34 protein-coding genes are annotated in these 21837 nt (G+C 46.1%); 24 read left to right on the forward strand and 10 right to left on the reverse strand.

Annotated elements, in window-relative coordinates; all coding sequences use genetic code 11:
* Positions 1–198: 198 nt before the first annotated feature.
* Both RS881_RS47450 and RS881_RS47455 read right to left on the reverse strand, forming a co-directional pair.
* On the reverse strand, positions 199–483 hold the full coding sequence (locus RS881_RS47450) for a DUF6520 family protein (RefSeq protein WP_315817216.1): 285 nt from the start codon (positions 481–483) through the stop codon (positions 199–201).
* A gap of 110 nt (positions 484–593) precedes the next feature.
* Positions 594–1007, reverse strand: coding sequence for a MauE/DoxX family redox-associated membrane protein (locus RS881_RS47455; RefSeq protein ID WP_315817217.1), 414 nt, complete (start codon positions 1005–1007; stop codon positions 594–596).
* Between the two features lie 1095 nt (positions 1008–2102).
* Between RS881_RS47455 and RS881_RS47460 the strand changes: the two genes are divergently transcribed.
* The 11 genes from RS881_RS47460 (at position 2103) to RS881_RS47510 (ending at position 7901) form a co-directional block, all read left to right on the forward strand.
* A complete protein-coding gene (locus RS881_RS47460) occupies positions 2103–2267 on the forward strand; it encodes a hypothetical protein (RefSeq protein WP_315817218.1) in 165 nt (54 codons plus the stop codon).
* A 187-nt stretch (positions 2268–2454) separates the two neighbouring features.
* Positions 2455–2676, forward strand: a complete 222-nt coding sequence (locus RS881_RS47465; protein WP_315817219.1) for a hypothetical protein — start codon at positions 2455–2457, stop codon at positions 2674–2676.
* Positions 2677–2714: 38 nt separating this feature from the next.
* The gene (locus tag RS881_RS47470; RefSeq protein ID WP_315817220.1) at positions 2715–2906 is read left to right on the forward strand and encodes a YdcF family protein; all 192 of its coding nucleotides are present in this window, start codon (positions 2715–2717) and stop codon (positions 2904–2906) included.
* The gene (locus RS881_RS47475; RefSeq protein ID WP_315817221.1) at positions 2864–3358 is read left to right on the forward strand and encodes a YdcF family protein; all 495 of its coding nucleotides are present in this window, start codon (positions 2864–2866) and stop codon (positions 3356–3358) included. The genes RS881_RS47470 and RS881_RS47475 overlap by 43 nt, the downstream gene beginning before the upstream one ends.
* A gap of 200 nt (positions 3359–3558) precedes the next feature.
* Positions 3559–4338: a gamma-glutamyltransferase gene (locus RS881_RS47480; protein WP_315817222.1), complete on the forward strand. Its 780-nt coding sequence runs from the start codon at positions 3559–3561 to the stop codon at positions 4336–4338.
* On the forward strand, positions 4260–4739 hold the full coding sequence (locus RS881_RS47485; protein WP_315817223.1) for a gamma-glutamyltransferase: 480 nt from the start codon (positions 4260–4262) through the stop codon (positions 4737–4739). The genes RS881_RS47480 and RS881_RS47485 overlap by 79 nt, the downstream gene beginning before the upstream one ends.
* Before the next feature lie 268 nt (positions 4740–5007).
* Positions 5008–5529: a gamma-glutamyltransferase gene (locus RS881_RS47490; protein ID WP_315817224.1), complete on the forward strand. Its 522-nt coding sequence runs from the start codon at positions 5008–5010 to the stop codon at positions 5527–5529.
* Positions 5530–5604: 75 nt separating this feature from the next.
* Positions 5605–6162, forward strand: a complete 558-nt coding sequence (locus RS881_RS47495; RefSeq protein WP_315817225.1) for a hypothetical protein — start codon at positions 5605–5607, stop codon at positions 6160–6162.
* Between the two features lie 118 nt (positions 6163–6280).
* Complete coding sequence (locus RS881_RS47500) at positions 6281–6751, forward strand: hypothetical protein (protein WP_315817226.1); 471 nt, start codon at positions 6281–6283, stop codon at positions 6749–6751.
* Entirely contained in the window at positions 6751–7194 is a 444-nt protein-coding gene (locus RS881_RS47505) for a PDZ domain-containing protein (protein ID WP_315817227.1), read from the forward strand. The genes RS881_RS47500 and RS881_RS47505 overlap by 1 nt, the downstream gene beginning before the upstream one ends.
* A 5-nt stretch (positions 7195–7199) precedes the next feature.
* Positions 7200–7901 carry a S41 family peptidase gene (locus tag RS881_RS47510; RefSeq protein WP_315817228.1) on the forward strand — a complete coding sequence of 234 codons (702 nt, stop codon included), beginning with the start codon at positions 7200–7202 and terminating at the stop codon, positions 7899–7901.
* Here the strand turns inward: RS881_RS47510 and RS881_RS47515 are convergent.
* From RS881_RS47515 to RS881_RS47545, 7 genes are all read right to left on the reverse strand, one after another.
* On the reverse strand, positions 7841–8644 hold the full coding sequence (locus tag RS881_RS47515; RefSeq protein WP_315824837.1) for an NAD(P)-dependent oxidoreductase: 804 nt from the start codon (positions 8642–8644) through the stop codon (positions 7841–7843). The genes RS881_RS47510 and RS881_RS47515 overlap by 61 nt on opposite strands.
* Positions 8574–8879 carry a hypothetical protein gene (locus tag RS881_RS47520; protein ID WP_315817229.1) on the reverse strand — a complete coding sequence of 102 codons (306 nt, stop codon included), beginning with the start codon at positions 8877–8879 and terminating at the stop codon, positions 8574–8576. The genes RS881_RS47515 and RS881_RS47520 overlap by 71 nt, the downstream gene beginning before the upstream one ends.
* A 112-nt stretch (positions 8880–8991) precedes the next feature.
* Entirely contained in the window at positions 8992–11439 is a 2448-nt protein-coding gene (locus tag RS881_RS47525) for an outer membrane beta-barrel protein (protein ID WP_315817230.1), read from the reverse strand.
* 214 nt (positions 11440–11653) lie between these two features.
* Positions 11654–11887, reverse strand: a complete 234-nt coding sequence (locus tag RS881_RS47530; protein WP_315817231.1) for a hypothetical protein — start codon at positions 11885–11887, stop codon at positions 11654–11656.
* Positions 11888–11934: 47 nt separating this feature from the next.
* Positions 11935–12279 carry a hypothetical protein gene (locus tag RS881_RS47535; RefSeq protein WP_315817232.1) on the reverse strand — a complete coding sequence of 115 codons (345 nt, stop codon included), beginning with the start codon at positions 12277–12279 and terminating at the stop codon, positions 11935–11937.
* Entirely contained in the window at positions 12276–13703 is a 1428-nt protein-coding gene (locus RS881_RS47540; RefSeq protein WP_315817233.1) for a M56 family metallopeptidase, read from the reverse strand. Before RS881_RS47540 ends, RS881_RS47535 begins: the two co-directional genes overlap by 4 nt.
* Before the next feature lie 18 nt (positions 13704–13721).
* On the reverse strand, positions 13722–14126 hold the full coding sequence (locus RS881_RS47545; protein WP_315817234.1) for a BlaI/MecI/CopY family transcriptional regulator: 405 nt from the start codon (positions 14124–14126) through the stop codon (positions 13722–13724).
* 239 nt (positions 14127–14365) lie between these two features.
* Between RS881_RS47545 and RS881_RS47550 the strand changes: the two genes are divergently transcribed.
* The 5 genes from RS881_RS47550 (at position 14366) to RS881_RS47570 (ending at position 17621) form a co-directional block, all read left to right on the forward strand.
* On the forward strand, positions 14366–14749 hold the full coding sequence (locus RS881_RS47550; RefSeq protein ID WP_315817235.1) for a DinB family protein: 384 nt from the start codon (positions 14366–14368) through the stop codon (positions 14747–14749).
* 230 nt (positions 14750–14979) lie between these two features.
* Positions 14980–15465 carry a hypothetical protein gene (locus RS881_RS47555; protein WP_315817236.1) on the forward strand — a complete coding sequence of 162 codons (486 nt, stop codon included), beginning with the start codon at positions 14980–14982 and terminating at the stop codon, positions 15463–15465.
* Positions 15466–15560: 95 nt separating this feature from the next.
* A complete protein-coding gene (locus RS881_RS47560) occupies positions 15561–16067 on the forward strand; it encodes an IPT/TIG domain-containing protein (protein WP_315817237.1) in 507 nt (168 codons plus the stop codon).
* Positions 16037–16444: a matrixin family metalloprotease gene (locus tag RS881_RS47565; RefSeq protein ID WP_315817238.1), complete on the forward strand. Its 408-nt coding sequence runs from the start codon at positions 16037–16039 to the stop codon at positions 16442–16444. The genes RS881_RS47560 and RS881_RS47565 overlap by 31 nt, the downstream gene beginning before the upstream one ends.
* 70 nt (positions 16445–16514) lie before the next feature.
* Positions 16515–17621 carry a T9SS type A sorting domain-containing protein gene (locus RS881_RS47570; protein ID WP_315817239.1) on the forward strand — a complete coding sequence of 369 codons (1107 nt, stop codon included), beginning with the start codon at positions 16515–16517 and terminating at the stop codon, positions 17619–17621.
* An 89-nt stretch (positions 17622–17710) separates the two neighbouring features.
* Here the strand turns inward: RS881_RS47570 and RS881_RS47575 are convergent, their stop codons facing one another.
* A complete protein-coding gene (locus tag RS881_RS47575; protein ID WP_315817240.1) occupies positions 17711–18154 on the reverse strand; it encodes a small multi-drug export protein in 444 nt (147 codons plus the stop codon).
* 120 nt (positions 18155–18274) lie between these two features.
* Here RS881_RS47575 and RS881_RS47580 point away from each other — a divergent pair, with 120 nt between their 5' ends.
* The 8 genes from RS881_RS47580 (at position 18275) to RS881_RS47615 (ending at position 21567) form a co-directional block, all read left to right on the forward strand.
* Positions 18275–18481 (forward strand): hypothetical protein, encoded by a 207-nt coding sequence (locus RS881_RS47580; RefSeq protein WP_315817241.1) that lies wholly within the window; start codon positions 18275–18277, stop codon positions 18479–18481.
* A gap of 41 nt (positions 18482–18522) precedes the next feature.
* Positions 18523–18738, forward strand: coding sequence for a hypothetical protein (locus tag RS881_RS47585; RefSeq protein WP_315817242.1), 216 nt, complete (start codon positions 18523–18525; stop codon positions 18736–18738).
* Positions 18739–18880: 142 nt separating this feature from the next.
* Positions 18881–19084 (forward strand): histidine kinase, encoded by a 204-nt coding sequence (locus RS881_RS47590; RefSeq protein WP_315824838.1) that lies wholly within the window; start codon positions 18881–18883, stop codon positions 19082–19084.
* Positions 19053–19391, forward strand: coding sequence for a LytS family sensor histidine kinase (locus tag RS881_RS47595; RefSeq protein WP_315817243.1), 339 nt, complete (start codon positions 19053–19055; stop codon positions 19389–19391). Before RS881_RS47590 ends, RS881_RS47595 begins: the two co-directional genes overlap by 32 nt.
* Before the next feature lie 12 nt (positions 19392–19403).
* A complete protein-coding gene (locus RS881_RS47600) occupies positions 19404–19916 on the forward strand; it encodes a LytR/AlgR family response regulator transcription factor (RefSeq protein ID WP_315817244.1) in 513 nt (170 codons plus the stop codon).
* Positions 19880–20101: a LytR/AlgR family response regulator transcription factor gene (locus tag RS881_RS47605; protein ID WP_315824839.1), complete on the forward strand. Its 222-nt coding sequence runs from the start codon at positions 19880–19882 to the stop codon at positions 20099–20101. The genes RS881_RS47600 and RS881_RS47605 overlap by 37 nt, the downstream gene beginning before the upstream one ends.
* A gap of 435 nt (positions 20102–20536) precedes the next feature.
* The gene (locus RS881_RS47610) at positions 20537–21052 is read left to right on the forward strand and encodes a dioxygenase family protein (RefSeq protein ID WP_315817245.1); all 516 of its coding nucleotides are present in this window, start codon (positions 20537–20539) and stop codon (positions 21050–21052) included.
* A gap of 2 nt (positions 21053–21054) precedes the next feature.
* A complete protein-coding gene (locus RS881_RS47615; protein WP_315817246.1) occupies positions 21055–21567 on the forward strand; it encodes a hypothetical protein in 513 nt (170 codons plus the stop codon).
* The last annotated feature ends 270 nt before the right edge of the window (positions 21568–21837 follow it).

Here is a 21837-nt window from a genome sequence, read left to right on the forward strand (position 1 = left end):
AAAATTTTGGTATCAACAATTTGGCTAACAACTGTTTACAATACACATTATCCGTTGATTAACATTTCGTTAGTTGCTAAACCGTTTTTCGGGGGGGATGATCAAAATGCGCCAAAATTGCTGATTTGGTCCATTTGCACAGGAAGTCCCTTTGTTTCCAATAAGATGATTACAGTGTAATAATTGTTATATGAACCTTTATTTCTGCGCACGGGCGCCCAGGTCAATCCAAATGCCTAACCTGCAGCCGGCATACACATTGGGTTGCTGGCCGGGGTTGGGCCTATAATAGGTACAGGTCTTATCAATCATGTAATCGCAATCATAATCAATTCCAAATTGCCCCAAAGCCTCATACACGGTACCATTAAGATGGAACTGAGGGGTCTCCTGGCATGATAAACAATCTGGTTTGCTGGCAAAAGCGCTGGAAAGGGCTGCAACGGCAGCCAGGGCCATGAGCGAAAATCTACTTTTCTTCATAACTGGTTTTTTGAATACATAAAATGTTGCCTACTCTATTGTACAGGTTTTCGGCTTCCCTGAAGTCGTTCGTCGCTCAAAACAGCAATTGGTAGATGATTATGAAATGCTCAGCTTCTCTTTTTCTTGAGGATCATACCAGCCAGGGCTACACCAACATAGAAAAGGTTGAACACTAAATGCTGGCTCCAGCTTAGGTTCTCAATAACACCGCCGCAGGAGCAAGGCATCCTGCCAAATACTTTTAATAAAACAAGCAGTGTATACAACGTAAACAATAACATTAATATCAACGAAGCCCGGAAACCGAGGAGTTGTGTTTTGTCGAACATCAACAAACCCGAAATAATAATTTCTGCAGCAGGGAGGGTCCATACCAGGGCGGGCGTTAACCAATTGGGAAAGGGTTGGTTGTTCATTTGCCCGGTGAAGGTTTTAAAATCAAGCCACTTGCTCACACTCGTATACACAAAAAGCAGGATCAATAAAGATGATAGGATCTCAATTACAATCTTTCGTTTCATATTGATTAGAGGATAAATAACAATGCCTATCCGATGGACGTAAACCGTCCAGGATATTAGATAATAAAACAGCAAAAATCATTTGTGTGATTCTACTTCAATCGTCGTCAGATCGATAAGGTAAATGGTGGGAATAAAAACTTGTAAGAAATGGAATGCCTTGAAACAAATGTAAATAAAAAGGCATCAGAATAGTGTAAAGTATTCATAATCATTTTAGACAATAAATGACTATTATCAAGTGCTTACGGCTGTTAGCGCATAACTGGGCGCAGAATTGGGATGGAACGGGAAGAGAAGAGGAACGCAGTATGAGTGGGAGTGCAAAAAGGTGAGGTTGGGGGATGTGGGAAGTGTGGGGAATCAACGTAGCCGATCTTGTTTCTATAATGGAAGGAGCTGTAGCGATGAAGATTCAATGATTATTAAAGGTAATGTACAGGATCGTGAAAACCAAATTTTTGTATGCAACGATTTTGCAATTCACCCAGTAAAGAATCGATTTTGCAAGCCTCTTTTTGCCCCCTGCCGGTGGCATATGGATCAACGATCCTTCACTGAATGAGGTACTATACTATCTCAATCCGCCAACAAGAACAAAGGCATGATCAGCTGGAGCGTCTGCCCACTTCACCAGGCAGCTGCAACCTATCAGGAACCTGTTTGGGTTCATCCTAAGCATGGCACTTGCCGGCATGGCCAATGCCTTGCTAAACCCACTTAGCCATATGACCATTCTATTAACTTCCTTTATACAATCCCTCCCCAATCTCCCTGCCGATGGCCTGGCCCAGGCAAGGTGTTAATTTAGCCAGAAGGTTTTCGTACAACCTTGTGTAGTAACAGGTAATAATAATTATCTTCGCCGCCTTATTAAAGATCACATATAAGCGATTATTGAATGGCACTACTTGAAAAGCAATTGACAGTTAAGAAATCCACTATTCCCGGAGCAGGCAAAGGATTGTTTACTCAAAACCAATACCCAAGGGAACACGTATTATTGAGTACAGAGGCAAATCCTCCACCTGGAAAGAGGTAGATCATGATGGCGGCAACAACGGTTACATTTATTATGTAAACCGCAATTTTGTATTGGATGCACAGCATGATAAATCTGCCCTGGCGCGCTATGCCAATGATGCGAAAGGAATTGGACGTGTAAAAGGCATCATCAACAACAGCCACTATGTTACAGAAGGCACCCGGGTATTCATTGAAGCTAAAAGGACATACCAGCCCGTGGAGAGATCCTGGTAGGCTATGGCCCCGAATACTGGCAGGTGATCAGGCACAACCTGAAGGTTGATGAGGATGCTAAAAAGAAAGCCTGAAAAAGCAAAAACGGTAAAACTGTTACCAAAAAGCAGGTTTCAAAAAGAAAACAACAACCCCCAGCTCCCGGCAAACAGCCACCAAGTTAAGGGCCTGATCCTGGCAACCTGTTATGGAAGATTATATTATCAATGTTGGCCAGATCGAAGACCTGCAAATGATCAATGACATTGCAGCACTGGATAGCATTTTCCAGCGTGCCAAAAGGAATATGGTGGGTGGAGGCCTCGTGGGGTTGGTAAGACAGCAGCGTGACGGGCAGGTAGACAGGTTTGATACACTGTCTACCCTGGAAGACCTGGAGGCCTATAAAAGAGCGTATATAAGTATTTAACACAGTAATACAGCCACACCCACCCAACTCCTACTCGTATGATCACCGATGAAGCTTTAGCGCTGGCACAAACCTTATGGGACTACCACCACCTGCACCATGTTCCTGAAAGATCGGATTGCATTTTTGTATTGGGCAGTCACGACAAACGGGTAGCCACCCGGGGAGCCGAATTGTACCTGCAGGGGTGGGCGCCGCTGCTCATTTTTCCGGCGGCCTGGGCAACCTGACCAGGGACATCTGGACGGAATCGGAGGCAGATCAGTTTGCCGCCATCGCCATCAGCATGGGTGTACCCGCCAGCGCCATCCTCGTAGAAAATGAATCGACCAATACAGGCGAAAACATCTTATTTACCCAACAGCTCTTAAAGGAAAAGGGATTGGACCCACAATCCTTCATTGTGGTACAAAAGCCCTATATGGAACGCCGGAGCTATGCCACTTTCAAAAGCATTGGCCCGATAAAAACTGCTGGTCACCTCCCCCAAATAAGCTTTGCCAACTACCCTACCGATGAAATTTCCCTGGAAAGGGTGATCCATGTCATGGTAGGCGATCTGCAACGCATCAAGATCTACCCGGCCAAAGGGTTCCAGATCTACCAGGAAATACCCGATGCCATCTGGCAGGCCTATGAGCGGCTGGTAGCCCTGGGGTTTGATAACCACCTGGCACAATAAGAAGATGTCAGGAACTGGCTGTAAGGTGGGTTCCGGCACTACTGCAGAACCGCGCTGCTATGCCTGGCTGCAGGGTGACTCACCTTTAAGCCGCCTTCGACGGGGCTCAGGCTGACAGCCGTTAAGTACCTTCTTAAATCAATGACGTGGTACTTTATCCCTTGGGCATTCCTTATCTTTAGGAACCCAACACCATTCACATGAGATACCTGTGCTTTCCCTTCGTTTTGCTTGTTATTTGTTTGTATGCACCTGCCCAGGAAACGCAAAAGCCGCCGCTGCATGGTAAGCACTGGATGGCCATTACCGGCAAGCCCCTGGCAGCCACAGCAGGTAGTATGATCTTCCAACAAGGCGGTAATGCAGTAGATGCGGCCTGCGCCATGCTGGCGGCCACCTGTACCATGTGGGATGTGCTAAGCTGGGGCGGCGAAACGCAGGCGCTGATCTATAACCCCAAAACAAAGAAAGTAATTGGTCTCAATGCCCTGGGTGTAGCACCTACCGGCGCCACGGCGGCCTTCTTCAAAAGTAAGGGGTACCATTTTCCACCGGAATATGGCCCACTGGCAGCTACCACTCCCGGTACACCCGGCGGCCTTTGTTATATGCTGGCCGAATATGGCACCATGAGCCTGAAGCAAGTACTGGCACCGGCCATGCAACTGGCAGCCGGTTATCCGATCGAAGCACAAACAGCCAATAGTATTGAAAAGCATAAAGCCCGGATCAATGAATGGCCTTATAGTAAAGCCATTCTCTTAACGCATGCCGGCGAGAAAAGAGAAGCCCCGGAGGCCGGAGAGATCTTTGTACAAAAGGACCTGCTGGCCACACTGCAAAAATGGTGGAAGCAGAGCAAAAGGCGCTTCAACAAAAGAAAAGCCGGAAGGAGGCCATCATGGCAGCCTATGACCGTTTTTACCGGGGAGATATTGCCAAAGAATTTGTGCGGGGCAGCCAGGAACAAGGAGGACTGATCACGCTGGAAGACCTGGCGCAATGGAAACCGTTATGGGAAGAACCGCTGCAAACCAATTATAAAGGCATTGATGTTTACAAATTACAGCAATGGACACAGGGCCCCATGTTACTGCAAAGCCTGAACATACTGGAGAACTTTGACCTGAAGAGCATGGGGTACAACAGTACGCAATACATCCATACCCTTTATCAAACCATGAACCTGGCGTTTGCAGACCGGGACTTCTATTATGGCGACCCTTATAAAGCGCCGGAAGAACCGATCAAAGGATTACTAAGTAAAGCCTACGCAAAAGAAAGGGCCAGGCTGATCAACCCCATGAAGAATGATGGCAAAACAGGCCCTGGCGACCCCTACCCTTTGAAGGAAAAACAAATCCCTTTACAGCTTTATTAAAGCAAAGAGGTTTCCTGCCGGATTCGGGCAGTCAACAACGTAATTTTCTACCCGCTCATGACGTAAGAACAGGTAGCAACCTGCCTGCTGCTTCATTAGCAGGAGATATAGCCGCCACTCAACCAGCATCTATAGATACTGCTTACCTCGACCGGCTGTGGCGGGGCACTACCTCGGTAGAAGCAGCCGATGAACAAGGCTGGGTTGTATCCATCACCCCAGCGGAGGCTGGCTGCCTGCTTGTATTGCTGGCCGAACTGGCGTGGGTATGAGCCAGCGTATGCAAAGTTTTGTATTGGACGCCGAGCTCAACCCTTTCAATGTAGTACAACCGGGACAAAGGCCCAGGGTTACCCTCACGCCTTCATTGGCACTCAAAGAAGGTAAACCCTTTTTATCATTTGCCGTACAAGGAGGGGATACACAGGATCAAAACCTGCTGCAATGTTTACTCAACGTAGTAGAGTTTGGCATGACGGCCCAGCAAGCTGCAGAAGCCGCCAATATCAACAGCAATCAACTATGGCTATCCCTGGGTGGCGCCCAAATAGGAGATCGCCAACCCAAACCCGGCCACCTCTTATTACACGACTCCACACCCGAAGCCGTTCGTACGGCCCTTCAGAAAATGGGTTATACGCTTAGCTTTGATGACCGTACGAGCGGCCCCATCAACCTGATCTTCTTCGACTGGAAGCATGGCAGTTTCTGGGAGGCAGCAGCAATCACGGTGAGGACTATGGGATTGGCTGGTGAGGGTAAATGGGTAAGTTCGGATTTAGATTGTTAAACGGGATGAACGGGCTTGCATAATAGTGCCAAGGCATTAATTTAACTCCCAATAATCACCCAAATAGTTCAATGCATGAATTTTACTGTCAAGAAGATTGGTTACACCTTATCCCTGTGCCTTCTTTTACCCGCTTTTTCCCGTGCTCAAACACCACAGCTCAATACGCAGCAAACGAAACGCCTGGCCGATGCCGGCAAACTGTGGGGGCATATCAAATACTTTCATCCCTACCTGCAATACAAAAATATTCCCTGGGATTCGGCTTTTGCAGCCGCAGTGCCTGATATTATCAATGCTACGGATAAAACCAGCTATGCAGCCGCCCTGCAACAATGCCTCAATGTGTTGCAAGATCCATTGACCCGGATACAACCCACTACTACGGGTGGTATTAGCTTTAGCAAAGAAAACTCTTCTCCTACGCTCGCTGTAAAAGACAGTATACTATATGTTACTATTCGTAACCTGAAGGACCTGGACAACTGGCAACAAGCGCTTGCTACCTTACAAAAACTTCGAGCGAGCTGGCACAAGCACAATACCTTGTCTTTGACCTGCGGCCAGCTCAGCCCTATGCCTGGGCCGACCTTGGTTTATTGTTGGATTACGGGAATGTGGAGACAGGCTTAACCAATGGCACCTTCACCAAACCGGCCTTCCGTTCAATTGTACACGATGGTTTTGTACCTGAACGGGGCGGAACTTCGGGTGGCTATACTTCTTTTTCAAGGTCCTGCAAACCAAAACAATGACCAGTACGCAGAAAAAGAATATACCCATTGCCTTCCTGGTGAATGAAAATATAGTATTGCCCACCATCGCCATTGCCTTACAGGATGCAGGTAAAGCCATCATCGTTAGCGAAGGGCCGCTGAACCTCAATAATGCCAGCCTTACTGTCCAGTATACTATTTCCGATAGTATTACCATTGCCCTGCGTACCGGTGAACTGGTAAGAGAAAATGGAAAACCCACTGTTGTACCCGATGCCGTACTGAACCAACAGAACGATCTGCAAATAAACCTCGATAAAACAGTGACTTTGTTAAAGGCAGGTATTCCGCCCGCAACAGTGTCCAAAGAAAGCCTTCCCATTAACAGCGTTTCCAAGCCAGCAGGCTTTCCCAATGACAAACGTTATCCTACGCTAGGCAACCGGGTACTGGCAGCCGCCAAGATCTATTCCGTGATCAACTATTTCTTTGTCAACAAAAATTGATGGATAGGAATTGGGACGAAATTTACCAGCAATACCTGCCTCGATTTGTGGCCGCCAAAGATTCGATGGAATATGCTATGACAGTTGCCGAAATGTATGCCCATATTCAGGATGGCCATGGTTTCATCAGTACACAGGTAAATACGTTCAGTAAATTTTATGGCCAGGGAGTAAGCCCTTCTGTATATGGCAGGGTAATAGAGAATAAGTTTGTTATTACGGCTATTATATCGGATAGCGCAGCGCGCCAAGAGGGGCTGGCCGAGGGAGATATAATACTCAGTATGGACGGCAAAGACCTGTTAAAGCTCATTGATGAACGGCGCCCCTACCAGGCCGCCAGTAATTATGTTACACAAACCGGCTACATCACTGAATTTTTACTTTGCGGGAATGACAATTCACAATCCGTACTGAAAGTAATGGATAAAAATAAAAGGTAAAAGAGGTGACAATTACCCGGAAACGGGCTTTCAATAAACCCTTCTGGGAAAAGAAGCGAAAACAAAATGCTGGTCCCATCTTTAAACTGCTAAGCCCCGAAATTGGCTATGTAGATATGCAAAGGCTGGAAAGCCCCATGGTAGATTCCATGCTCACCACCTTTAAAAACACCAAAGGTTTTATCATGGATATGCGGGGTTATCCTAAGGGCACGGCCTGGACCCTGGCACCCAGGCTAAGTAATACCAACGTACTGGATGGTTCGCTGTTTACCCGTATACAGCCTGCGGCGCCGGATATATCAGCAGATGGTAATGAGATCAGCTCAACCACCACCACCGTTACCTTCATGCAAAAATTGCCCACCACTACCGATTGGCGCTATACAGGCAAAACAGTGATGCTGATGAATGAGACCACCCAAAGTCAGGCCGAACACAGTGGTTTGTTCTTTAAGGCGGCCAATGGTACCGCTTTTATTGGCAGTCAAACTGCGGGCGCCAATGGTGATGTAACCAATTTCAACATTCCCGGTTTTACCAACCTGACATTCAGTGGCCAAAATGTAAGTTATCCGAATGGGCAAACCATGCAACGGAAAGGACTGATACCCGATGTTACCATCAAGCCTACCATCAAAGGCATTCAGGCAGGAAAAGATGAAGTGCTGGAAAGAGCGGTATTGTATTTAAAAACAGGAAAGTAGTTAGCAACAAAGGTGCGCTCCCACACTACTGCGGGATGACTCACCTTACTTAATAGCCCCTTGAAAGCTTTACCGGGTTTTCGAGGGGTTCTTTTTAGGAAGTGGTCCAAATTGCTAATAAATTGGTTGGCAATACCTGTAAGCTCATCGGATTTGCCGCCACCGGTATGTTGGGTAAGGATGACTTGCTCCATGTCCCACAGGGGACTATAAGTAGGTAAGGGTTCTTCTTCTGTTACATCCAATACCGCACCTGCCAATTTACCCGATTGAAGGGCTGCTATAAGAGCCGCTTCATCGGTTGTTTCGCCCCTGCCCACACTGGCATATACGGCTTGTGCAGGCAAGGCTTCCAGCATTGGTGCGGTAACATATTTTTCGGCACTGCCGGGCAGGGTATTGATCACCAGGGTTGTTTGCGGAAGCACCTGCATCAGTTCTTCGGGTGAATGCAGATCGGCGGCAGGATTGGTACGTGCTGTCATTAGCACCTTACAACCAAAGCCCAGTAGCATTGCCTTCACATATTGACCGATAGCTCCGGCACCCAATACCACGGCCTGTTGATCGCCCAGTAAGCGCAGGGAAGGTCTTAGTTTTTCGCCTTGCCAATCCTTCTTTAATTGCAGCCGGGTAAGCGCATGAATTCCCCGGTAAAGGCCAATACACCACCTACAATGGTTTCGGCACAGGGCCGGGCAAAGAAATCGCCCATATTGGCAGTTGGAACCGGCACTTCCAATCCTTCATATTCACTAAAACCGGCTGAAGAAAGCTGCCAGAACTGAAGTTTGCCTGGAAACCTGGTAAACCAATCACGCGGGGATTACCCAGTATAAAATCGGCTTGGGTGAAGGCATTGTACCATTCGCCGGGATTCAGATCGGTCCGGAATACAGGCTCTATCCCTTCGGGAAGTTGTGATGCCAGGTATTGATTGGCATGGTCATTCAATACCCTGAATACAAATGCTATCATGCTTGCATCGGTTTTAATGTCAATTCTGATCTACAGGTTCAATAAATGTGCCAGCACAAGATAGCCCATCCCCTTCGAACTATGACATTATCCGATACTAATACCTTACTCCTTATATCCTTTGTGTTTCCGATTCGGCACTGCCAGTGCTTCGCTTACGGGTCTCGAATGTTTTACCAAAGTTCCAGGTGAAATTAATGCCCAGTACACGGGTATCGCCCTGGTTGCGGTAATTGCCTTTGGCATTCTGCAGGTTATTGATTTGTCCGTAATTGAGGCGCGTATAGAATAAATCCTGTATGGTGAGCTTTACCGTGCCCTTTCCTTTCAGTATCTTCTTCTGTATACCACCGCCCAATGTCCAGAAGTCGCCCAACACGAATTGGGTAGTCAGGAAATCGCTACGGAACAAGCCCAATAGTTCGGCTGTCCATCCATTGCCCAGCCTGAATTGCGTATTGAAATTGGTAATATAATTGATTCGACTGGTATCCAGCTTATTATTGTACAGATCGGCTTTAAAACTGGCATACTGGGCTATCCCAAACCAATTGATGGTAACCCAGGGAGCAGGATCAATCGTGGTATTGACAGAAAGGCCCAGGTACTGGCTTTTTCCTACATTGGCCGGCCGGCTATAATACTGGTGCCCTTGCAATTCAATGGTTTCATTGATATCGCCATCATAATATTCATAGCTCAATTTGGTCGTGATCTTATTCTTATAAATATGAGAGAGCTCTAAGGCATGGGCAATGGTGGGTTGCAGGAAAGGATTGCCTACATAAAAAGTAAATTTATCCAGCGGTGAAATAAAAGGATTGAGGTTGCCAAAATTAGGCCGCTGGATACGCTTGCCATACGAGAACACCAACTGGTTCCTCGCCACGGAATCTAATTTATAGGACAGGTAAAAGGTAGGGAACAGGTTAAAATAATCGCGTTTAAAAGAAGAGTCAGGCTTTTGCACATTGCCCAACTGGTGCCCGCGCATAATGGTATTTTCGCCCCGGAGGCCAAACTGTACAGCCACACGACTCCATTCTCTGCTGAAGTTTACATAAGCTGCATTGATGTTTTCCCGGTAAGTAAAATGATTGGTCTTATCATAATCAGCCTGGGTATTGCCACCTACCGTGATAAAGTAAGTAGCAATATTGTTGGTTTCGATCAGGCTGCCTTTGACGCCTGCTTCAGCTTTGAAGCCATTGGCCAGCGGATGCGTATAATCGGCCTTAAAGGAATAAATGTTGATGTAAGAAGGCAATTGACCGGTAAGGATATCTCTTCCCTTCACAGTATTATCAGCCAGGTAACTGGCATTTTTATACAATTGGCTGGCATCCGATTCATTGTAAATATAATCGAGGTCAACGCCCAATTCCCTGCCTGTTTGCTTGTACTTATGACGATAGTTGAGCCCTGCACTACCCCTGCTAAAAGTACGCTTATCATTATTATCGGCCGTGATCAAAGAATCCAGTTCATTGGCTCCATTGTACAGGTAGCTCTTATTATCTACTGTACTTACCCCTTTGCGGGTGGTACCATTCAGTACCAGGCCGATCGAGTTGTTCTTATCTATCGTATAATCAGCACCCAGCCGCAGCGATCCCGAGCGATCCTGCCGTTTTATCCAGGAGTTTTGGGAGAATACAGAATGAGGACGTCCATCATTGTTGACGTAACGACGTTGAATAAGCAGGTCACTAAACCCTTCGTTGTAATTAAAGCCCATATTGGCATAATAATTAAAGGTATTGTTGCGGAAATTGAGGTTAAGACTATTGAAGCTTTTCGGATAAACCCCTTGCATATAACCAGGCGCTATATTGCCATTAAAGCCTTTTTGTTTCAGTTTCTTTGTTTTAATATTGATCACTCCGGCACTACCGGCAGCATCGTATTTAGCCGGCGGATTGGTCATGATCTCGATCGACTCCAAGGTACCGGAAGGCAGGGAACGTAAATAGGCAGCGAGATCAGTTCCGGATAAATAGGTGGGTTTATCATCAATAAAAATGACAACACCCGATTTACCATTCATACTGATATTGCCATCCTGGTCTACCAATATACCCGGTGATTTGTCCAATACATCCAAAGCGCTGGTTCCGGCATTGGAGATCAGGGCATCTACATTCACCACCGTCCGGTCTATTTTTCGTTCTACAAAAGGTTTACGGGCCGTAACAGTCACTGCATTGAGTTGGCCGGCATTCGCAACAGTAAGTTCTATCAGCGGCAATTGTTTTGCTTCATTGCCAGCAACAATGGTAATGGGCGCACTGGTATAGGCAGCAAAGCCAAAAGCGGTAATGGTAACCCGGTAAGCGCCCGCTTGCAGGTTTTTAAAAATAAAGGCGCCATTATCCATGGTCACCGCTACTTTTACAAGAACAGTATCGGTCGATTTCACCAGGTTGATGGTAGCAGCAACAACCGGTTTTTTGTTACCGTCCTGTACCATTCCACTAATGGTAGCTTTCGTTTGGGCCAACAGGCAATAGGGCAATAAGATCATGCTGCATAATAGCAGGAGGTCATAACATTTTTTCATGTATATGCATTTTGTACCTGGCAGGCAATACCGCCCACCTTGAGGTGCTATAATATTATGAGGGTGGAGAACTGATGAGGGCAACCGAATCATCCCCCGGATCTAACTTGCCCGAGCGACGTTCCAAATCATACGGGTGCTATAACCTGTTGAGGGATGTGTCGGTTGCAAAATAAGTTATGCTGGTAAATTTCAATTTCCGTTGATCACATTCTTATCGTTCTCTGACGACAGTACTACTGGTATGCCCGCCTTTCTTGCTATATAAATAAATATCGCCAGGTGTTTTTACATACTTACCTTGAAACTGGCGTTGCAGGGCTTCAGACTGCCGGGCATTATTCACTACAAACTCATGTTGATTGATCCGGAATGACAGGGGATTGGTTTGTGTAATTATCCCATAACGCAGAAGGTCATCAATGATCTCATCAACGATATCCTTCATTACAGGTTTCTTTCCGGATGAATCGGATTTTAGAACATAAGGTTCTTTTAAGAGCTGTAAGTTATTTTTGGTTCCAGCGTGATTGGTTTAAGGGAGAGCTTATCTTCTCTTAAGGGCGAAAGCTGTCCTTGTAATTGAAGCTGGTCTTTTTGCAAGTTTGCCTGGTCAATTGCCAACTGCGCTTTGTCATTCGCTTCTTTGGTACGCGCGCCATTGGCAACCGCTGCATCCGCCTGCATCTGACGGAAAAGGGTATTGATAACGTCCCTGTATCCTGGCAGTTTTCCTTTGGGCACTTTTACACCATCGATCATTAAGCCGGTAGCTACGTTTTTATCAATGGTGATCTTGTACTGCTTGCCGCCCATGTCGTGCGTAATGGTGCCAGTCATGACGGAATTACCTTTACCAATACGGGCATAGTATCTTTAATAACCGATTGCTGCGCCTGGTAAGGTTGATATGTTGAAGTATAGGGCTTATAAGTTGCATCGTAGGGCTTGTTGCGGATGGCCGTATCATGATCATCGCCGATACTGCCATCAGTACTACCTGGCAATCCCGATTGATCCGTGCTTTGATCACTGGTTCCACTGCCACTTTCATTACGACTTTTATCGGCACTAATAGGCTCGGTTTCCGGAATGCCAGCCGCCTGGCTTTTATCCGTGCTGTGATCGCCTGTATTGTGTAAACTACCTGCTGTTGGTTGCAGACTGGATAAGGCTGCTGAATTCGTCTGCATCTTTACAGGAGCAGGCTGGGCAAATACCATGGTGAGTATGGCTATCAGGCTTACACAAAAGATGAGGAAGGATTTCTCGGCCCTATTCAGTGATTTGTTGCTGTTGTCGATGATGCGTTTTACGCGATTAAGCAGTTGGTTCTTTTTACCTGGGAATGCCATGGCATACCCTGCCTCCTTTTCTATCTGGTATTCCTGGAAGGATACCAGGGCAGTGATGTAGCCGGTTTTACTTTGGGTAACTGCGATGGCCATATCATCACAGCAATGCTCCCGTTCTTCACGCAGCAAGGCCGTAATCCACAATACAGCTGGATTGAAGAAGAATAAGATTTCAGCAAAACTTTGAGCCAGGTTTACCAGGAAGTCCCTACGGCGGATATGGGCTAATTCATGCAGCAGGATAGCTTCTACCTGATCGACAGGAAGATTAGCCAGCAATCCAATCGGTACCAATATTATTGGTTTAAGAATACCTGTTACCAGAGGCACTTGCACCAGGGCTGACTCCAACAGACGCACAGGTACGCGTACACCTACAATTGCTGCCAACTCTTTCAGCCGGTTGCTCCATTGTTCGGCCGGCGTTTGGACCTTATGGTGTTTAATACGTTGAATATATACCAGGCCGCTCATTAACTTCACTGTTTTGGCCAGGAATATCAGGAACCAGATGGCCACCAGCAGAGAGGCATGTTGATTGAAATAACCGGTAAACCGGGTTATGTATCCCTGCTCCTCCTGTGTAAGTACCGGAGTAGCTCCAGGAATAGCCAGCTGATCAACAACAGGTTGTTGGCCCTGTTGAGAAGTCAATTGCACCAGGGTTTTGGCACTGACAGGCAAATTAAGTTGGTACACAAATGTTGTTGCCGCCACCCCCATGAATACAAAGAAAAGGGCCGCCAATAGATTATACCGGAAGGCGGCAGTTTGTTTTCTGGTTAATAATACCAGCAACCCTGCCAGCGCTGCCAGTATCAATCCCTGCCAAAGAGAATGGATGAGGGTCCAGCAGATGGCCTTGGTAATATTGTCGGAAAGCCATTGATTCATGAATAACAGGTGCATATCAATAAATTTGGTAGGTTATTTTTTATCGCCATCCATCTTATTCAGCAGGTCTTTAATGGCCTGGAGCTCCTTGGCGGAGGTTTTCTTATTGCCCAACAATTGCATCATGAGGTTGGAAGCAGAGCCATTGTAGATGGATTCTACAAAGCGGTCGAGCAGAACACTCTTGGTTTTCTGTTCTTCCAAAGCAGGGCTGTAAATATGTTTCATGCTGCTTTCATCCCGGTTCAGCATCTCCTTCTCTACCATGATCTGCATGAGCTTTAAAGTAGAAGTATATTGTACGGCACGCTTTTGTTCATTCAGGTGGTCATTGACAAAACGCACAGTAGAAGGTCCATGCTGCCACAAAACCTGCAATATTTCCAATTCGGATTTAGTAGGCTCGGAAGGCTTATGAGGAGATTGTTCTGCTTTCATGAACTAAATGTAGGAATTATTTCGTACGAACCAAGGAATACCTGTACTTTTTTAAACTCATGCCAGCCTCCTGACATAGGGCTGTCATTACATGCTATTTTCTTTGTGGTATTAAAACAACAAACTATGTCACACATCCAATCATTACTGAAGGAATTGAACCAGGAAGCCGAAACCACCCGCAAAATGCTGGCCCGTGTGCCCGATGATAAATATGACTGGCAACCGCATGAAAAAGCATGACCATTCGCCGGCTGGCCACACATATAGCCGAATTGCCATCCTGGGTAAGTATGACACTTACCACCAGTGAACTGGACTTTGCCCAAAACCCTTATTCTGTACCTACTATTAATAATACCAAGGACCTATTGGCTTTTTATGAACAGAGCCTGGAAGACGGCCGTAGCCACCTGGAAAAAGCGACCGACAAAGACCTGGAAGGGGATTGGACGCTGCGCAATGGGGACCAGGTGTATAGCGTAAACAGCAAGGCCGAGGTACTGCGCATGTCGTATTGCCAAACAGTTCACCACCGGGCGCAGTTGGGTGTGTACCTCCGCCTGCTGAATGTTCCTATTCCGGGAAGTTATGGCCCTAGTGCGGATGAAATGGACTTCTAAGGTATTAGCCGTTTAATTTTTACATGTTTTTACTATGCTGAAGGTACTGTCTGGACAGATGGCGCCTTCAGCTTTTTTATTATCTCATTGAGGCATTGAGGTTTATTGAATACTTCGACCTTTAGCCCTTCCAAAAGCCAGGAAAAACGTACCGGAATCCCAATTAGCAGGCAAACTATAAATACATTTTTTACGTTTGTACCAATATCCAGCATCTTTAACCCTCGTTTATGAAGAATCATTTACGCTATTTACCATTACTATGTCTGCTTTTCTTTTCTCTGACACCCATCTTACAAGCGAATGAATTATATCCCGTATCATTGACACAAAGGGTAAACCAATCAACCCTCATCGCTGAAGGGAAGGTAATTTCCCAATACAGCTTCCAGGAAACCCCCAAAGGGAATATCTATACTTCCAACCTTGTCCAGGTGTACCGGACGTTTAAAGGGGAGTTGAAAGGTGAACAAATAGAGATCATTACGGAAGGAGGGACGGTTGGCCTATTAAAACAAGTGCATTCCTCCACACTCACCCTGTCGATTGGCGAAACGGGCGTATTTTTTTGTATGCCGCCTGCCAGGGGTATTACAGGCCGCCGGGCTTTGAATGGCAATACGTTTATGGTATACAGCAGCTTACAAGGATTTATTGCTTACGATAAAAACAATTATACCGCAGCCGACCCTTTACAATATATCCTGATATTATAGCGGCCACCCGGGCCGTAAAAAATCTTACGGGCGTAGAAAGACGGGTTAGTGAAAAAGAAGCACTCCCGCCACCTACACATAAAGAGACAACTACCTTGGGAACCTTGGCTACTCCTACCATTACGGGTATTTCACCCACCACCCTCCCCTCTGGAACAGATGCGGTACTTACCATTACCGGCAGCAATTTTGGAAGCCTGAAGGGAACGGGATTTGTAGAGTTCAGGAATGCCAACAGTTCAAACCCTGCCAACCTGGTACAACCCTTACTTTCTGATTATGTATCCTGGACAGATACAGAGATCAAAGTCAAGGTGCCTTCTACAACGATTACGGGGCCGGGTGCAGGTACGGGCACCGTGCGGGTAACCAATAGTGATCCGGCAACGGCCATCAGTGTAGATGTATTGACAATCCCTTATGCTTATAGCAATGTGCCCGATGTCATAGGGCCAGATCCTACTTCAGAAATTCCTACCCATATGAACCTCAATGGTGCAGGGGGTATACCTTTCAAATGGAAACCAGCTTCAACGCTAATACAGCAGCTAAAAATGCATTTATCCGCGCAATGCATACCTGGGCCTGCAATACCCGCATGAATTGGACGGTAGGAGCAGTGACCGCAATAAATATAGTAGCACCGGATACTATTAATATAGTAAGGTTTGACGTGGGCAGTGAATTACCAGCCGGTGTTTTGGGCAGGTGTACCAGTTGGTATGGCGGTTGTGGATCCGATCCATCAATATGGGTAGTAGGAGAAATAGATGTGGTATTTAACGATGCAACTAACTGGCAATTCGGACCGGCCGACCCTACTGTTGCACAAGTGGATTTTGAATCAGTAGCAGTTCATGAACTGGGGCACGGTCAGCAACTCAATCATATCATCAGCCCAGGCGCCGTAATGCACTTTTCGATCGGTGGAGGTACCAAAGCACGCGTATTGGGAGCAGGTGATATTACGGGGGGGTAATGTAGTTACGGCTCGTGGCTTCCTTAATTTTGGTTGTGCACCTCCCATGACACCAGGCAACCCAACGGCCTTGGGTCAACCAGCGGGAACAGCTGGCGGGGCCGCCGTTTGTGTGGCTGGGGTAGTGGCCGGAGGTGGTACGGATTATGCCGATGCCAACTGTAATATGATTGCCCGGATAGTGCCCTCAGGTGGATCACCGGTATCCGGATCCATCAATGTATGTACTAAATATGAATCGGGTGTTCCTAGTTTTAATAGTCAGCCTTACCTGGAACGGCATTATGATATTGTACCGGCTGTGAGCCCGGCTACTGCCACCGCCACGGTAACGCTCTATTATACCCAGGCAGAGTTTACTGCTTTCAATGCAGCCAATGGCGTTTTCCCCGACCTGCCAACAGGCCCCGGAGATGGTGCTGGTATTGCCAACCTGCGCATTACACAATACCATGGTACCAGTGGCACTGGCTTGCCCGGTACGTATTCAGGTACTACACAAGTAATTGATCCGGCAGATGCCAGTATTGTTTGGAATGCTATTGCCTCCAGGTGGGAAGTAAGTTTTGCCGTAAACGGCTTTAGCGGATTCTTTGTACATACCGGTTCTGCAGCCCTTCCATTACGGCTATTGCAATTCAGCGCCAGCCCGAAAGTTGGTGGCAATCTATTGCAATGGACTACCACCATGGAACAAGCAACAGCCTTCTTCGAGGTGCAACGTAGCATAGATGGCATCAACTTCACTACCCTGACCCAGGTAGCAGCAACCAGCACCCCCACAGCCAACAATCACTACGCCTATACGGATGATGTGAGCAACCACAGTCAGCCGGTATATTATTACCGCCTTAGGATAGTTGATAACAATACCCAATTTACATATAGTAATATTGTTCGGTTGAAACGGAATAACCAGGAATTCCAGGTTAAGGTATTGCAAAACCCCTTCCGCCAACAACTACAGGTTGATATTCACTCACCCCAGTTACAGGAATGTGTGATCACCTTAGCCGATATGAGTGGCCGGCTAATTGGGCAAAGAACGGTGATACTGCCCAATGGTAATTCCATCATCGATGTACCTGGTGTACAAAAAGCAGGAGCGGGTACGTATGTACTATCCCTGGCAACGATCACAGAAAAGCGGGTCATTAAAGTGATGAGACAGCAATAGAGGCAATTATTAAATGATATAAAAGGTGACACCTTTTCCCTTACAACTTGGGAGAAAAAGTGTCACCTTTTATGTTTACGACCAGGAGGTTAGAAAAGTTTTAGGCCAAAGTGACCAATAGTAGTGAAAATAGCACAGCGGGTAAAAACGCCAATACAACACCAGGTGAGCAATCTTTTCAAAGGCACCTGAAAACCAACTCCAACAGCTATGCTCACAGGAGCACCTACAGTCATGGTGCCGAGAAAACCCAATCCAATAACGCCATATTTATCCCATATACGGTAAATAATCCCTGTTTTAGGTTTTTCCTCCTTCGGCGGCTTATTGCGGGAAAAGAAAGCCCTGATTCTATCGCCCAGGAAAGCAGCCACATATACACCTACCAGGCCGCCTACCAAACTGGCCAAAAATATCACCCAGGGAGACAACTGGAAGGCAAAACCAGCCGGTATAGCTGCATATATCTCAAAAGTAGCAAGGCCGGCAACGGTGAGTATTTTATAAACCATGGTTTCTACGGGGTTGAGCAACGAATGTAAGGCATTTTCCAGCCAATACCAGTGGAAAGGTCTACGGCAGTTTTACCTATACATATACCCCATACAGCGGTACACTGAATTATACGTATTTTTAAAATCCTTTCTTTGTGTATGTACCGCGTTAAAACATCGGCCATTGTGACACATGTTACAGGCTGGCTTATATTCCTAAGCCTGCCCTTACTTTTCATTGCCGGGCAATCGGGTAAGGAACAGGCATTGGCAACCATTGCTACCTACTGGTACTGGCTATTATTTGGCACCTTTATCGTTGTTTTTACCTGCATACCTACCTGCTGTTCCCGGAGCTTTACCTGAAAAAGAAACTCGTTTTATATTTTAGCATTATACTGTTGCTATTGACTGGCATATACGTCATGCGCCCTTTTGACCGGCTGTTTACGCAATTGGTTAAACCAGCCAGGGGAATGATGATGGAAGACCCGGGTCCCCACCACATGAAGACGGCTTTCACAGGCCGCCACCTCCGGGTGCCCAGCCACAAGACCGGCAACCAGGCAGGCCGCCTGGGCGACAGCATTTTGACTTTGTCAGTATTTTCCTGTTCTTACTAACCATGTCTTTGAGCATTGCCTTACAAACTACCTGGCGCTGGCGCATGACAGAAAAAGAGCTTTACAAGCTGAAGCAGAAAAAGCACAGGCCGAGCTGGCATTCCTTAAAGCACAGATCAATCCGCATTTCTTATTTAATACGCTGAACAATATTTACTCCCTGGCCATTACACACAGCAAACATACAGCAGCCAGCATCATGAAGCTCTCCAATATTCTGCGGTATTTAACGGATGAAGTGAAGCAAGATTTCGTGCCCCTTCAACAGGAGATCGATTGTGTACAGGATTATATTGACCTGCAACAATTAAGGCTTGGCAAAAGACCACCGTCGCGTTCACCCTGAAGGGCAACCCAGCCCCCTGTCCATCCCGCCGCTGGTATTGATGACCTTTGTGGAAAATGCTTTTAAACATGGCATCAGCAATCACCAGGCCTCTTCCATCTTTATTGACTTACAAGCCAGCAACGGCCGGATTGAGTTCAGGTGCAGCAATACTTTATTGCCGCGCAAGCCGGCCGAAAGACCAGGTATTGGTATTGACAACACGCGGCAAAGACTGGAACATTTGTATGGAGATCAATATAAATTAAACATTGCCACAGAAAACAATACTTATACGGTAGTATTGAGACTACAATCTTACTATTGAAATGATAACCAAATGTCTTTAAAATGTATTGCCATAGATGATGAACCGCCTGCGCTGGCACTAATCAGGGAATACCTGTTGCGATTTCCCGATCTTCAGTTGGTACAAACATTTGACGATGCCATCAGTGGCGCTGAATACCTGCGTCAGCAACCTGTGGACCTGTTATTTATTGATATCAACATGCCCGATATTACAGGCCTTGACCTGGTTCGCTCATTACAGGAGAAACCACTGGTGATCTTTACAACAGCTTACAAAAAGTTTGCACATGAGGGCTTTGAACTGGATGCCATTGATTACCTGCTCAAACCCATCAGCTTTGAACGTTTTTCCAGGGCGGTGCATAAAGCCATTGAGTACCACGCATATAAAACCAAGCCGCGGTATGAAGCAGAGGAAAGCTTGTTTATCTATGCTGAATACCGCATGATAAAATTAACCTGCAGGATATCGAGTATATCGAAAGCCTGGAAGATTATATCAAGATACACCGCACCAATGATAAGCCGATACTTACTTTAATGACGCTTAAAGGTGTGCTGGAAAAGTTGCCCTCCCACAAATTCAAGCGCATACACCGGAGTTATATCGTAGCAGTTGATAAAGTACGGTCCATATTAAACCGGAAGGTAACACTGGCCTCCTCTACAGAACTGCCCATCAGCGACAGTTATCTTTCTTTTATCAACGAATGGAAAAAAACCTGATGTTTCGGGGTGAATTACCTGCACTATACTCGTGGTCGTACTTCCTTACAATGGCCCTCATTTGTTAAAGGATTCCCAACAAAATGTCTATGGCAGCTCAATTCAACGATACTGGGGTGGATTCACCGATACAAAAGGGTAATCATCCAGCGGAATTTTAGAACCACCTTTTATTTATCAGATTTGTTTCGGTAACCATTTTAGCACATTAAAAATTTATGGCTATGGAGCAATCAAGAAAAAAAATTCCTCAGGCACCTGTTCGTAGGAAGTAGTTCTATTCCGCTCATCATACAAGCCTGCAAAAAAGAGAACAACAGCGATAGCGATGATGGAACGGGTACGGGTTCCGGAACTGGTAGTTGTTCGGTAACAGATACGGAAACTGATGGCCCTTATCCGCTTTACAACAGCCGCGGATCCTCTATCCAACGGGTGGATATTACAGACGGTAAAACGGGGCTACCATTGGATATGACCATTACCATCCGTAATGTAAACGACAATTGTAATTTATTAGCCAATGCCCGGGTGGACGTATGGCATTGTGATAAGGATGGGTACTATTCCGGTTATTCCAATTCGGGTTACCTGGGTACACAAAACAATTCGGCGCTGGTATTTTGCCGGGGATTGCAATATACGGACAGCAATGGTCAGGTAAAGTTTAAAACCATTTACCCTGGTTGGTATACTGGCCGTGTAACACATATTCACGCACAGGTATATGTAGGTAGTTCTCTAAAGCTCACCACCCAGATCGCCTTTCCGGATGCTATTAATACCGCTGTATACAAAACATCGCTGTATACAGCACATGGACAAAACACCATCACCAACGCCTCCGACAATATTATCATGGACTCCCTGGACAATGAACTGGCAACGGTTGCCGCCAACAGTTCTACAGGAGGTTATGATTGTACGCATACCATTTACGTAAAAGCATAATTATGTGGCCTGCACTCATAAAGCTCAGTTACCGACAACTCATTAATCACCATACTACGGGAGATTTTGCCCAAAAGGTGTTTGAAGATAGTTACAGCGAGCTGCAGCTACAGGCACAACGCTACAATAAAGACAACCAGCTTACCAGTTTCCAGGCAATCACAGCGCATGACCCCAAGGCCAATTCGCTGCATTATAAAGTAGGCTTTGCTATTGGTCTGTATATACAGGAGTTAAATGGCCTGATACCCGACTTGTGGGATGTTCAGCAACTAATAGCCATTCCCTTTTCAACGCATCAATTTGAGATAGTAGACTCTCATTTTATTGATAAACGGGAGCATGTGGTAGCGATAACTTATACGACCAATGCCCTCGTTTATTTAGGCAATGTGGGTGATCAAATGATCTTAAGTTTTGATGAACCAGCAAAGGCTGCACCTGGAACATGGATGAATACCTTTCACCTACCTCTGCAACCAGGATTGTCAATCTCGGGCTATTGCAACTTGTAATACGGGAAATAAATGATGAGGATTGGATTAAGATTGCAACGGTCTAACACAATTTAGTATGCTGGTTTCCATAAATTGTCTCATTTCCTTACTACATCGCTTATTCTACGCAGTAATTACGCCGTTCCGAATTAATAAGGGATTAAAACTACCACAATGTGGTATTGCTTTGGGCTGTTTTAGCCATTATCTTTATAAGCAGCCACCTTAAAAAAACCAACTATTATGCGTACAGAAAACAAAGTCCGAACGAGAGCATTGTAATTGTAT

The organism is Paraflavitalea speifideaquila, from assembly GCF_032395985.1.
GTDB classification, from domain to species: Bacteria; Bacteroidota; Bacteroidia; order Chitinophagales; family Chitinophagaceae; genus Paraflavitalea; species Paraflavitalea speifideaquila.